The 13,466-nt window shown below is 46.1% G+C and carries 12 protein-coding genes; 10 read left to right on the top strand and 2 right to left on the bottom strand.

Annotation, left to right across the window (positions count from 1 at the left end; all coding sequences use genetic code 11):
* The first annotated feature begins 13 nt into the window (after window positions 1–13).
* From CEF21_RS17380 to CEF21_RS17340, 9 genes are all read left to right on the top strand, one after another.
* Entirely contained in the window at window positions 14–418 is a 405-nt protein-coding gene (locus CEF21_RS17380) for an acyl-CoA thioesterase (RefSeq protein WP_123918568.1), read from the top strand.
* A 17-nt stretch (window positions 419–435) separates the two neighbouring features.
* Window positions 436–1,500 carry a phosphotransferase family protein gene (locus tag CEF21_RS17375; RefSeq protein ID WP_123918566.1) on the top strand — a complete coding sequence of 355 codons (1,065 nt, stop codon included), beginning with the start codon at window positions 436–438 and terminating at the stop codon, window positions 1,498–1,500.
* A complete protein-coding gene (locus CEF21_RS17370) occupies window positions 1,493–2,221 on the top strand; it encodes a 2-phosphosulfolactate phosphatase (RefSeq protein ID WP_123918564.1) in 729 nt (242 codons plus the stop codon). The genes CEF21_RS17375 and CEF21_RS17370 overlap by 8 nt, the downstream gene beginning before the upstream one ends.
* A 5-nt stretch (window positions 2,222–2,226) precedes the next feature.
* Complete coding sequence (locus tag CEF21_RS17365) at window positions 2,227–4,002, top strand: acyl-CoA dehydrogenase family protein (RefSeq protein WP_123918562.1); 1,776 nt, start codon at window positions 2,227–2,229, stop codon at window positions 4,000–4,002.
* Between the two features lie 13 nt (window positions 4,003–4,015).
* Window positions 4,016–4,783: an SDR family NAD(P)-dependent oxidoreductase gene (locus CEF21_RS17360; RefSeq protein WP_123918560.1), complete on the top strand. Its 768-nt coding sequence runs from the start codon at window positions 4,016–4,018 to the stop codon at window positions 4,781–4,783.
* 14 nt (window positions 4,784–4,797) lie between these two features.
* A complete protein-coding gene (locus CEF21_RS17355) occupies window positions 4,798–5,571 on the top strand; it encodes an enoyl-CoA hydratase/isomerase family protein (RefSeq protein WP_123918558.1) in 774 nt (257 codons plus the stop codon).
* Between the two features lie 10 nt (window positions 5,572–5,581).
* Window positions 5,582–6,565 carry a quinone oxidoreductase family protein gene (locus CEF21_RS17350; RefSeq protein WP_123918556.1) on the top strand — a complete coding sequence of 328 codons (984 nt, stop codon included), beginning with the start codon at window positions 5,582–5,584 and terminating at the stop codon, window positions 6,563–6,565.
* 283 nt (window positions 6,566–6,848) lie between these two features.
* Window positions 6,849–8,528, top strand: a complete 1,680-nt coding sequence (locus tag CEF21_RS17345) for a long-chain-fatty-acid--CoA ligase (protein ID WP_123918554.1) — start codon at window positions 6,849–6,851, stop codon at window positions 8,526–8,528.
* The gene (locus CEF21_RS17340; RefSeq protein WP_123918552.1) at window positions 8,525–9,526 is read left to right on the top strand and encodes a phosphotriesterase family protein; all 1,002 of its coding nucleotides are present in this window, start codon (window positions 8,525–8,527) and stop codon (window positions 9,524–9,526) included. Before CEF21_RS17345 ends, CEF21_RS17340 begins: the two co-directional genes overlap by 4 nt.
* Window positions 9,527–9,614: 88 nt before the next feature.
* Here the strand turns inward: CEF21_RS17340 and mprF are convergent, their stop codons facing one another.
* The gene (gene mprF, locus CEF21_RS17335) at window positions 9,615–12,161 is read right to left on the bottom strand and encodes a bifunctional lysylphosphatidylglycerol flippase/synthetase MprF (protein WP_123918550.1); all 2,547 of its coding nucleotides are present in this window, start codon (window positions 12,159–12,161) and stop codon (window positions 9,615–9,617) included.
* Between the two features lie 90 nt (window positions 12,162–12,251).
* A complete protein-coding gene (locus CEF21_RS17330) occupies window positions 12,252–12,605 on the bottom strand; it encodes a MerR family transcriptional regulator (protein ID WP_123918548.1) in 354 nt (117 codons plus the stop codon).
* Window positions 12,606–12,703: 98 nt separating this feature from the next.
* Here CEF21_RS17330 and CEF21_RS17325 point away from each other — a divergent pair, with 98 nt between their 5' ends.
* Window positions 12,704–13,465, top strand: coding sequence for an SDR family NAD(P)-dependent oxidoreductase (locus tag CEF21_RS17325; RefSeq protein WP_123918546.1), 762 nt, complete (start codon window positions 12,704–12,706; stop codon window positions 13,463–13,465).
* Window position 13,466 lies beyond the last annotated feature (1 nt).

The following is a 13,466-nucleotide window of genomic DNA, read 5'->3' as shown; positions in this document are numbered from 1 at the left end:
GAGGAACAGAGAAATGCAGGAAGCTATTCAGGTTAAAGTGAGATTTTGTGAAACCGACGCGCTCGGACATGTCAACAATACAAGCTATTTCATCTATTTGGAGGAAGCAAGGGTGGAGTTTTTCGGGAAACTCGGACGCGCCATGACGTCGGATAATTTTCCTTTTATCCTCGCCTCTGCCTCCTGTGATTTTATGGAACAGGCCTATTTTAATCAGATGCTGACCGTGAAAACGGCCATCTCTAAAGTAGGCGGAAAAAGCTTTCACTTGGAGCATCTTATCGAAGATGCAGAGAGCGGAAGACCGATTGCAAAAGGAAAAGCGGCCATCGTGTATTTCAATTTCGAACTCCAAAAAAGCGAAGAAATTCCGGATGATCTTCGGAGCAAGCTCGAAACCTACATCGTTCATGTTTAAGAAAGGAGGATGCCTGAATGTCTTATACGATTCCTGTAAGAGAGGGAGAGGAACTGAAGATACAGGAACTGGAGAGGTATTTAAAAGAACGGTTCCCGGCCATTTCTGATGATTCCCTGCGGATTGAACAGTTTGGAACGGGAGCGTCCAATCTCACCTACGCTTTAAAAGCGGGGAAATGGGAAGCCGTTTTAAGAAGGCCGCCACTCGGACCTGTTGCACCGAAAGCTCACGATATGAAAAGGGAGTTTCGTATATTAAAAGCTTTGCATCCTCTATTCCCTGAAGCCCCAAAGCCTTATTTGTATGAGGAAGATCCTTCAGTTGCAGGGAGTGCGTTTTTTCTCATGGAAAGAAGAAAAGGGGTAATCGTAGATACTTCACTGCCTGCAGGGATCGAGCTGACAGAAGAAAGAGGGCGGATCCTGTCAGAGCTTATGGTGGATAAACTGGTTCAGCTTCATGCGATTCCCTACCAAAATACAGATTTGGTGAATCTGAGCAGGCCCGAAGGCTTCATGGAAAGACAGGTAGGAGGCTGGATCGAGCGGTATCACCGGGCGAAGACGGATGAAATCGAAGAAGTAGCCATCCTGACAAGCTGGCTGGAAAAGCACCTGCCCTCATCTGGAGCACCAAGTGTCATCCACTATGATTACAAGCTGAACAATGCCTTGTTTACGGAAGACCTGACGGATATGGCCGGCTTATTCGACTGGGAAATGACAACCATTGGTGACCCGCTCGCTGATTTGGGAGCGGCGATGAGCTATTGGACGGATGAGAAAGATCCGGATTCTCTGAAGTTTGGATTTGGAAAGCCTTCGATTACCATTCAGCCTTCCTTCTATTCGCGGAAGCAGTTTGTTGACCGGTATGCGGAAAAGAGCGGCCGGGATGTTTCCTCGTTCCCTTATTACCTGGCTTTTGCCTACTTTAAGCTTGCTGTAATCTGCCAGCAGATTTACTACCGGTATAAAAAAGGCCAGACAAAGGATGAACGTTTTGCAAAATTTGCTCCATTTGTCCATACCCTTATTCACCAGGCGCTCTCAACAGCGAAGGGAACAAGTCATGGGTAAAATCCATGTCTTGATGAAAAAGGAAGAAATAGACCCCAATAAAATGGAAGGCAAAATCGCGGTCGTGTTTGATGTGTTGCTGGCGACGACGACCATCTCCAGTGTGCTGTTCAATGGAGCAAAGGAAGTCATTCCCGTCATGAATGCAGAAGAGGCGAGAACAGCGGCAGCCGGGCTTGAACCCAATGCCTTTGTCTTAATCGGTGAATATGAAGGCAAAACGATTGAGGGATTTCTAGATCCCGGCCCCTCTGCATTAAAAAATAAAGTAAGAGGCAAAATTGCCATTCTCTCTACGACAAATGGAACAGTTGCCATCCGGAAATCATCTTCAGCCAAAGCCGTATACGCAGCCAGTCTCCTCAATGCAAGGACAGCGGCAGACTATCTGCTGTCAGAATATCCGGAAGAAACGCTTATTCTTGTTTGTTCAGGTTCTTCGGGACAGTTTTGTATAGAGGATTTCCTTGGAGCCGGCTGTTTAATAGAGCTTTTGACAGAGAGAACCCCATGGGAATTAACCGATTCTGCATTAGCTGCAAAGCTTTTTTATTCCAATTTAAAAGCAAAAAAAAACGAGCTATTGGCGTCTTCCAGGGTTGGCAGAATGCTGAACAAGTATGGGTATGGCAGAGAAATCGATTATGCAGGCCAAACGAATGTGTATGATGTCCTCCCGGTACTGAAAGAAAGATCATTGAAAGGCATAAAAGGAGAGTGAGAGACATGCAGACAGCCTCTGTAAAAGTGAAAGGCGGAAGCTTTATGTATGAAGCTTCCGATTACCGCAGCTGCTTTACCCCGGAGGATTTTACGGAAGAACATAAAATGATGGCTCAGACAGCGCTGGCATTTGCTCAAAGAGAAGTGGATCCATTTCGGGAGGAAATCGAGGCGCAGAATTTTGAACGTGTCGTTGAACTGCTGCATAAAGCAGGAGATCTTGGACTGCTTGCACACAGTATTCCTGAAGCTTATGGAGGACTGGGGCTGGATAAAATCACGAAAGGAATTGTAGGTGAGGCAATAGGGAGGACGAGCGGATATGGAGTGGCGCATTCCAACCATACATGTATAGCGACGCTCCCTATTACCTATTTTGGCACAAAAGAACAAAAGGAAAAATACCTTCCTAAGCTTGCATCAGGTGAATACATTGGAGCCTATTGCCTGACGGAGCCGGGTTCCGGATCGGATGCTCTGGCTGCGAAAACGACAGCTGTACTGAATAAAGAAGAAACGCATTACATTCTGAACGGGACGAAACTCTACATTACGAACGCCGCTTTCTCGGATACCTTTATTATCTATGCCAAGATTGACGGGGTGCACTTCTCCGCGTTCATTGCAGAAAAAGATTTTCCCGGGCTTTCATTAGGCCCTGAGGAGAAAAAGATGGGGATTAAAGGGTCTTCCACGCGATCCGTTTTATTGGAAGACTGCCTCGTTCCAAAGGAAAATCTGCTGGGAGAGCCGGGGAAAGGGCATGTCATTGCCTTGAACGTTTTGAATTTAGGAAGATTCAATCTCGGATCTGCCTGTATGGGAGCCTCAAAACATGCTCTGAAGCTTGCCATTGAATTTACAAAAGGACGTTTTCAGTTTGGACGGAGCATCGCTGACTTTCCAGCTACAAAAGAAAAGCTCGCCCTCATGGCATCCAGAATCTATGCGGCTGAGTCTATTCAGTATAGAACGGCTGGCCTTTTAGAAGACGCTCTCGGTGATTTATACGAAACAGAGGATCATGGGCTGATCGGAAAACGATTGATGGAATATGCAGCAGAATGTGCCGTCTGTAAAGTATTCGGGTCGGAAACGCTTGATTATACAGCGGATGAAGCGCTCCAGCTGCATGGGGGAGCGGGATTTATTCAAGAATATCCGATTGAACAAGTTTATCGGGACTCCCGCATCAACAGGATTTTCGAAGGCACGAATGAAATTAACCGCTTGCTGCTGCCGGTTCATTTTATTCGCAAGGCAGCTAAAGGAGAGGTGGAGTTTGAGCGTCTGGTCAATAGTGCCAATGCGGCCATTGACGAGGAAAGGGAGAAAAAGGAAACGGTTCTTGGGAATGAAGAGCAAATCGTTTCTCTTCTCCGTGACACCCTCCTTGTCTGCTTTGGTTCAGCGGTTGAGAAATACGGGAACGAACTGGGAGAAGAGCAGGAAACGCTCATAAAACTTTCGGACCTTGCTGCTGCCCTCTTCTCGGCTGAATCAGCTTATCTTCGCGCTTTAAAAGCTGTGGAACAGAAAGGACAGGAAAAAGCCGATTTGATACTGAAGCTCAGCCGGACAGCAGCAGAAGAAGCCCTTTATCAAGGGGAAACCCTTGCAAAACAGCTCATCCACCAGCTGGCGGATCATAAACGGAAGCCCGTACTTATCCGTCAACTAAGTCAGCATTTCTCTGCACTGGGAACGGAAGATCGTGTCATAAGAAACCGGTCGATTGCGGAAGCCCTTCTGGAAAAGGGTGCGTACACAGTGAGTTAGGGAGGAAGAGAGAATGCGATTTGTAAACCGAGTAGCTGTCGTTACTGGTGCAGGCAGCGGAATTGGAATGGAGACCGCCTGCAAGCTTGCCAAAGGGGGAGCTAAAGTAATCCTCGTTGGCAGAACCGAGGAAAAGCTTGTAAAGGCGGCCGGATTTATTAATGAACAGACGCTTCAGGAGACCGCAGTCGTTTTTCCTGCGGATGTAACAAAGGAAAATGAGATTCAGCGCTTACGGGAGTTTGTGGATGGATACGGATCGCTCGACCTTTTAATCAATAATGCGGGAGGATCCGGCCAGTCAAAAATTCTTGAAACGTCCCTGGAAAATTGGGACGAAGTACAGTCACTCAACCTGAGAAGCGTTTTTCTTACGAGTAAAATTTTAGGTGAGCGAATGATGGAAAGCAGCAGGCAGCAGAAAATGGATCGGGCTATAGTGAATGTAGCCTCCCTGTCAGGCTATAAACCTGGGGCACATATCCCTCATTACAGTGCTGCAAAGGCGGGAGTAATCAATTTTTCAAAAGCGCTCGCTCTGGAGCTTGCTCCATACGGAATCAGGGTCAACTCGGTTTCACCGGGTTTTACAGAAACCCCTTTAACTGCAGATGGGCTTCAGAATGCGCAGTTTGCCGCATCGATTGAGAGAAATACAGCTCTTAAACGGGTGGGGAAAGCAGAAGAGATAGCAAATGTTATTGCATTTGCTGCCTCTGAGGAAGCGTCCTATATGACGGGCTCCGATCTGCTCGTAGACGGAGGATGGTTAATTAAATGAATGGAGGAGATCACATGTCTCATTTACTAGTTGAACAGAGCGGACCTGTTTTATATGTAACGCTGAATCGCCCAGAATCGTTAAACTCTTTCAGTGCAGAAATGATTACCGGATTGACAAGCGCTTTGCGTAATGCGGAAGAGAGTGAGGAAACAAAAGTGATCATTCTGTCCGGTGCAGGCCGTTCCTTCAGTGCAGGCGGTGATGTCAAAACAATGGGACAGGTGAACGGACAGCAGATTTATGAGCACCTTGGAAAACTGAATGAATGCATCCTGACAATTAAAAATCTGAGCAAGCCCGTGATTGCAGCGGTTCATGGATTTGCTGCCGGTGCAGCATTTAACCTCGCTCTTGCCTGTGATTTCATCTTTGCGGCGGAAGACAGTAAATTTGTGATGAGCTTTGCTCAGGTTGGCTTGATTTCAGATGGAGGCGGACTGTATTTTCTTCCGAGATTAATAGGGACTCAGCGTGCGAAAGAGCTGTTCTTCAGCGCAGAGCCGATTGATGCCGAAACGGCGAAGTCTTACGGAATTGTCAATCGGACGGTGCCTCTTGAACAGCTGAAGGATGAAGCAAGCTCCTATGCTTTCCGTCTTTCCCAGGGACCCCTTCAGGCTTTTGGCCAGATGAAGCGGATTATGGAGCAATCCTCTTACTCCCGCTTAGAGGATATTCTCGAGCAGGAAAGGCTGACACAGCCCATGATGATTGAAACGGCTGATCACCAGGAAGGTGTCGCAGCATTTAAAGAAAAAAGAAAACCGGTATTCCAGGGGAAGTGAGGAGAAGAAGATGAAGGCCATTCAATTGAACGAATACGGCGGACCGGATGTCATGAAGCTTGTGGATCTTGAGACACCCGTTCCGGGGGACAGAGAAGTCTTGATAAAAATTGAAGCGATTGGCGTCAACTATGCTGATACAGCAAGACGCGAGGGACAGTATGTAGTTGATACTCCCCTTCCATTTGTCCCGGGAGCAGAGGTAGCAGGGACCATTTCGGAAGTCGGCAGAGAAGTAAAGCGGTTTAAAAAAGGGGACAAAGTGGTGACCCTGCTTGGCACTTCCAGAGCAACAGGTTATGCGGAATATACAGTCGCAGACGAACGGGGACTGATTCCGATTCCCGAAGGAGTCGACCTTCATCATGCCGTCGCCATGCCGCTGCAGGGCTTGAGTGCTTACCATGTTTTAAAAACGATGGGCAGGCTTGAACAAGGGGAAACGGTTTTGATTCATGCGGCTGCAGGAGGGGTCGGGTCACTTGCTGTTCAGCTTGCAAAGCTGTTCGGTGCAGGAAAAATCATTGCCACTGCGAGTACAGAGGAAAAGCGGGCGCAAGCCATTGAACTTGGTGCCGATGAAGCCGTTGACTACACGAAAGATGGCTGGGAAAAAGAAGTCCTTAGTCTGACAGAAGGCCGTGGAATAGACGTGGCGCTTGAAATGGCAGGAGGAGATATTTTCCGCAAAACGCTCTCTTGTATGGCCCCGTTTGGCCGTCTCGTCATCTATGGGGTGGCAAGCGGAGAACAGGCGAAACTGTATCCATCCTCGTTAATGGGGCAAAATCTATCGGTAATCGGCTTCTTTTTGCCGCAAATGATGAGGAAGAAAGAATTGTATACGCAAAGCCTTCAGGAGCTGCTTGCCTATTTAAGTGAAGGAAAGCTGACTCTTACCATCGGTGGAGTCTATCCTCTCAAGGAGGCTCCGGAGGTTCACCGGATGCTGCAGGGGCGGAAAACAAAAGGAAAATTGATTTTAGTCCCATAAAAGGAAAGAGGCCCGGCTCAAGAACCGGGCCTTTTCTGCATATGCGCAGTGCGGTTTTGAATATTTCCGCATATTCGGGACAGAGCGCGGGTCCATTTTGGAAGAACCTAGTCATTGCTGACTAAATAAATGTGCACTGGTTCGCCGTTCCTTTAGATTTGAAGCCAGTTACTGTACGTGTCGAATGAGGACGAAGAAATAGAGATATGATTTAAAGGGAAATCAGGATATTTATAGAAAAACATAAAAGTAAGCGTTTACAAAAAGGGATGGGGTGGTTGAATTGAATCAGGATCATTTTAAGTATTGGCCGGTAAGAACTTCCACAACACTGACGTTGCCGGAAACAACCCTTTACAACAACTTAGAGGTGACGGCTTCCAGATATCCGGGGAAAACAGCCATTGATTATTACGGAAATGAAATGAGCTTTGCCGATTTAATAGAAGAAGCAGATGAACTGGCTGGCTTCCTTCAGCAGAAAATGAACGTTACGAAGGGAGAAAGTGTTCTTCTCTATATGCAGAACTCTCCCCAGTTTATTATCGGGTTTTATGCCATCCTCAGAGCGGATGCGGTGGTCGTTCCAATTAATCCAATGAATACGGCAGACGAACTGAGATTTTATGTGAAAGACTGCGGCATAAAAAGTGCTCTTATAGGCCAGGAGCTTTATGAAAGAGCTGCTCCCCTTGTAAAAGAGGGATTAATCAGGCAGGTGGTGCTGGCTGCCTATTCAGATTATGCAGGGGAATTGTCAAACAGTCTGCTGCCGGAGGAAGTCCGGGAGAAAAGAAAGCAGGTTGACGAAGAAGGGCACTATTTATGGAGAGAAGCGATTGGAGCCGGTTATGAACCTCTGCCTGCCGTATCGGGGCCTGATGATTTGGCTGTGATGCCTTATACATCAGGGACTACAGGGATGCCAAAGGGATGTATGCATACAAACCGAACGGTGCAGGCCAATACGTATGGCGGCTATCACTGGCTGAATGCGACGTCAGACGCAGTAAGTCTGGCGACTCTCCCCCTTTTCCATGTTACGGGGATGATTCACAGTATGCACATTCCGGTTATGTCGGGTGCGACCATGGTTTTAATGACAAGATGGGACCGGGAATACGCACGAAAGATCATCCGTGAAAAAAAGGTGAGCAACTGGGTGAACATTAGTACCATGCTCATTGATTTTCTGGCCAATCCGAACTTGAAAATAGAAGATATGGCATCACTGCAGGGACTTGCAGGTGGCGGAGCAGCTCTTCCTGCCGCTGTCGGCGAGAAGCTATACAGTATGACGGGCCTGAAATTTGTAGAAGGCTATGGCCTTTCGGAAACAATTGCCCAAACTCATTTTAATCCGCCTGACCGTCCGAAGATGCAATGTCTGGGCATTCCGTCTTTTGATGTTGATTCAAAGATTGTGGACCCCGTCACGCTGGAAGAATTGCCCGTTGGGAGCGAAGGAGAAATTGTGGTAAACGGCCCTCAAGTCTTTCTCGGCTACTACAACAGGCCGGAAGAGAATGAGCAGGCATTCATTGATATAGCAGGAAAAAAGTATTTCCGCACGGGAGATATCGGCAAGAGGGACGAAGAAGGCTACTATTTTATGGTCGATCGAGTGAAGCGGATGATCAATGCCTCGGGGTTTAAAGTATGGCCCGCAGAGATAGAATCTTTTCTTTACAGGCACCCTGCGGTTCAGCAGGCATGTGTTGTCGGCATTCCGGATGAGAGAAGAGGAGAGACGGTAAAAGCCTTCATTGTTTTGGCACAGGATCATCGGGGGACAACGGCTGAAGAAATTGTGGAATGGGCGAAGCAGCACATGGCGGACTATAAATATCCGAGAGTCATAGAGTTTAGAGATGCTCTGCCAATGACCGCGAGCGGAAAACTTTTGTGGAGACAGCTGCAGGAAGAGGAACGCCAAGGCTTGAGCGGAGGAATAAAGCAATGAATCGGACATTGGAAACAGTAACAGGTGCCATCCATGCGGATGATCTCGGCAAAACGTTAATGCACGAGCACTTTTTATTTGGCTATCCTGGCTATAGCGGCGATTTAACCCTGGGGAGCTTAAATATGAAGGAGGCTCTTGAAACAGCCGAAACCATCGCTCTTTCCCTTCGGAGTTTTGGAGTGGAAACGGTGGTCGATCCCACTCCGAATGAATGCGGACGGGATCCTGAATTTTTAAAAGAAGTTTCAGAGCGTACGGGACTGCAGATTGTATGTGCGACAGGCTATTATTACGAAGGTGAGGGAGCGACTCCATACTTTAAATTCCGACAGCAGCTGGGAACCGCGGAGGAAGAAATCTATGAGATGTTCATGACCGAGTTAACAGAAGGCATTGGGGCAACAGGCATAAAAGCAGGCATCCTTAAAGTCGCATCGGGCAAGAACCAAATTACACCTTATGAAGAAATGTTTTTCCGTGCAGCGGCTAAAGCGCAAAAGGAAACAGGAGCGGTTATTCTTACCCATACACAGGAAGGTACGATGGGAGAAGAGCAGGTGGACCTTCTGCTGTCGGAAGGTGCCTCTCCAGATAAAATCGTCATCGGACACATGTGCGGCAGTACGGATCCTGCCTATCACAGGAGAGTGTTGGAAAAAGGAGTCTTTATTGGCTTTGACCGGTTTGGCATTCAGGGTATGGTAGGAGCGCCGCCTGATACAGAACGAATAGAGACCTTGAGTGTTCTGTTAAAAGAGGGCTTCGGAGATCAGATTATGCTCTCGCACGATACCGTCAATATCTGGCTCGGAAGACCTTTGGAACTGCCTGACCCGCTTGCCGTACAAATGAGAAACTGGCATCCGGTTCATTTATTTGAGAACATTCTCCCTAAGCTTTCGGACCGGGGATTTACAGAGGAAGCTCTGGAAGACTTATTGACAAAAAATCCGCGGCAGCTCTTTTTTCAGAAACAGGGAGCGGACATTGTCTAGCAGAAGCCGGCCTATAATGGGCCGGTTTTTTTTATATCATCCGGAATTGTGAAAAAAAAAAGAGACTAATCGTTACTAGTCTCTCTAACTATTGTTTTTTAGTCTGGATGAGTCTCGATAGCTGGAGCATCGTAACAGGAAGGGTGGATCTGCCGCTGAAAGCGAGATATTTAGGTTCCCAGCGGCTGGCGAATTTTTCTTTGTATTTCCTGATCCCTTCAAACTGATAAAAATATTGGCCGTGTTTATAGATCCGTGCCGCTGCCCGCTCACTCCAGAAGGCATACTTATTTTGGCCGACATTCGATAAAGGGGCCATGCCTAAGTTAAACCATTTATAGCCCTGTTCTTTCATATCGAGAATAATGGAAATGAAAATCATGTCCATTGTGCCGCTCGGGACTTCGCTTGAATGGCGCATCAAATCAATAGATATAGTTTCCGAGTCGTATACCGGCATAATGGTCGCAAATGCCATCATCGTTCCTGCGGCGTTTCTTAAAACGGCCACGGGGGCCTGCTGAATATAATCTCTGTCAAAAAAACCTAAAGAAAATCCTTTCTCTTTTCTTCCTCTAAGCCAGTTGAAAGAGACCGCTTCCAGTTCCTCAATAAACAAATCAGAAAAAGGGGGCTTGGCAATCGTAAAGACAAATCCTTCTCTCTCAAATTTATTTTTCACAGCACGCAGATTAGCTTTTTTCTTTCCGGTCAGCGTAAATTCATCCAGATTCACATACGCTTCTTCTCCTAATTTGAAAAATTGGTAGCCATTTTCATGGTACAAAGAGAGCCAGTCTTTTTCTGTTTGATAAAAAATAGGTGTCAGCCCTCTTATATCGGCATATTCCCTTAATTCCATAATCGCCCTGCTGAAAGATTCGTGAGCGCCAATCGGGTCACCCAGCACAACCAATTTATCTGAATAGACAGCATACATCATAAAGACGTTATGGTCTTTGTTCCAAAAATATTCTTTATCACCCATTAGTGCCAGATGCGTTAAAACATTGCCTTTTGTATGTTCTAAAAAAGCCAGAAGCTCATCATGATTCTTTGCCGGCTCTTCCTTTTTCGTTAAAAAGGAAAAGCCGATGGTATTGAAAAGAATGGCGAGAATAAAGCCTGCTGCAGCCGTAAGAACCAGTTCGCCGGGCGTTTTTATGAGTACATCTCTCACAGCAGGGGGCAGGGATAAGCGCTGAAATGGCTGGTCCAAATATCCGATCAATACGTAAGCAAGCAAGGCCCCCAGAGTTAGAGCAATCATGAACAAAGAGGCTTTCCAGGTAAGAGGAAGACGCTCCCGGTAAAACTGATTTTTGGAAAGTCTCAAAAGCATAAGAATCGCGATCAAAAAAATAGATTCTTCATAGTCCAGCCCCTTGGAGAATGTAAACAGCGCTCCTCCCACAAGGACGATATAGGTTAGTATGTAGGCGCTTTTTACTTTAAGCTGGATGGTCCGGGACAGCAAAATAAGTGAAATTCCGGCTGTAACCGATAAGAGATGCGAAATATTCATGACGGGCTCGGATAAAAGCTTTTCGGCAAATTTAACCCTTTCAAGGATTCCCGGTGTTGCAGCAGATAAGAGAAGCAGAACACCGCTGAGAAAAATCAAAACAGCCAGTGCCCAAAAGCTTAGATTAGGAATAAGCGAGTTTGGAATAAACGAAAATCGGGTGACCCATTTATTTTTTTTGAACTGATCAGCCATTATTCTTGTTCGGGAATAAGCATCAGGTAAAGTAAATAAGAGCCCTAAACAAAAAGGAATGAGCGTGTAGAAGACCCGGTAAAAAAGCAGGATGATTAAGATTTCACTATTTTCTGCACCAGCATGATTTAAGCCGACCAGAAGCATTAAATCGAAAGAACCGATTCCCCCCGGCACTAAGCTGATGATACCGGCTATTGATGCAATAACAAAAACGGCCAGCATGGAAACAAAAGGGATCCATGTCCCGGTAAGCAGGGCAATGGCCCAAAGTACAAGAGCGGCTGCAAGCCATTCGAGAAGGGAGCCGGCAATCCCCCATACTGTCCAGCGGTCTAAAGGAAACAGCTCTTTTTTATTCTTAAAGAGAAAAAAGACAAGGAGGTAAGCAGGCAAATAGAAGGCCATCCCCCACAACGCCCATTTTATCCATGGATGACTGTGATACAGCGGGGCCAAATAACCCGTTGAAGAAAGAGGCAGCCATGCAAGAATTGAAATTCCGGTCAGCATTACAGGCATCAGCCAAACGATGGATGATAAAAGCTTTGCTGAATCACTCACATGCTTTTTCAGCAATAATCCCCGCAGACTTGCACCCGCAAGTCCCCCAAATCCAATGACCCCATTAAATGTATTGGCAATCCATGAGATCTTTAAGAAGGAATACCAAGGCAATGCCGCCTTTAATTTTTTAATCAGAACGAGGTCGTACACCATTAAGGCTGCGACTCCAACTAATCCGATCAAGAACATGGAAACGATTTGCAGAGGGTCAAGGGATTTTAACTGCACAAGCAGCTCTGAAGGATCAATCTGGGTGATTTCCTTTTTCCCTTCTATATAAATAAAAAGAATGATGATAAACGGGATCAAAATCTTAGCCCATCTGACTAAGGAGGATTGTTTTCCCATAATTGAGTCTCCTTTGCGTTCAACCCGATAAAAACTTATTTTAATAGAAAAAGCCCGCTGCTGTCAGGCAGAACAGTTAAACATAAAGCTTCAATGATGGCTCTTTTTATAGGCCTCGATTTTATCTTCAAGCAGCTGATCGGTAGCGGACAGGACAGCGAGCTGTTCCTGGATGCTTCTCCGATGTTCCTCCAATAGCTGAAGCCTTGCGGAATTTGTATGGTCGCCTTTTTTGTATAATTGGGCATACTCTTTTATTTTCGCTACAGGCATTTGGGTTTCTTTTAATTTTAGAACAAACTGCAGCCATTTAATATGCAAATCGCTGTATATCCGGTCTCCGTTGGATTTGCGTTCCGGTTCAATGATTCCTTCTTTTTCATAATATCTTAATGTGTGCGTACTGATTTCCAAAGCTTTGGCAGCCTCGCTGATTGTAAACATAAAAACCTCCGAATTTGACTTAGAGTGAACTCTAATCAGTATAATGAAATCGTAAAAGAATCACAATAAAGAAATGCAAAAAAATAGGAGGAGATTATATGAAGTATACGGTTATCACAGGTGCTAGCTCAGGAATCGGATATGAATCAGCACTGGCCTTTGCTGCCCGGGGCAAAAACCTAATTATTACGGCGCGCAGAGAGGACGAGCTTCAGAAGCTTAAATCAGAAGTTCAAAGCATAAACGCTGATCTTGAAGTTGTGATCCGTACGGCTGATTTATCTTCATCAGAAGAAGTACACAAATTCTATGAAGGTCTTAAAGAATATGACATTGAAACGTTTATTAATAATGCCGGGTTCGGGAACTTCGCTGCTGTAGGCGAGCAGAACTTAAATAAAATCCAGACGATGCTTCACTTGAATATTGAGGCACTAACGATCTTATCTTCCCTTTTCGCAAGAGACTATTCGGATAAAGAGGGTACACAGCTGATCAACGTTTCTTCAGGAGGAGGGTATACCATCGTAGCCGATGCCGTTACCTACTGTGCGACCAAGTTTTATGTGAGTGCTTTTACTGAAGGTCTGGCTCAGGAACTGAAATCAAAAGGTGCTCCTATGCAGGCAAAAGTTCTGGCTCCCGCTGCAACAGAAACAGAGTTTGCGAAGCGTTCGATGGACCTCGACAGCTTTGAATATGAAGGAGCCGTTCCAAAATTCCATACAGCGAAGGAAATGGCCGGCTTCATGCTTGATCTGTATGACAGTGAAAAAACAGTCGGGCTTGTGAACGGAGAAACGTATGATTTCGAACTGAAGGATCCAATTTATCCTTACGCAGAACGGAATCGCAGATAAT

Source organism: Bacillus sp. FJAT-42376 (assembly GCF_003816055.1).
Classification (GTDB): domain Bacteria; phylum Bacillota; class Bacilli; order Bacillales; family Bacillaceae; genus Metabacillus_B.
Note: the sequence above shows the minus strand (reverse complement) of the source record. Positions and strands in the feature narration are given on the sequence as shown.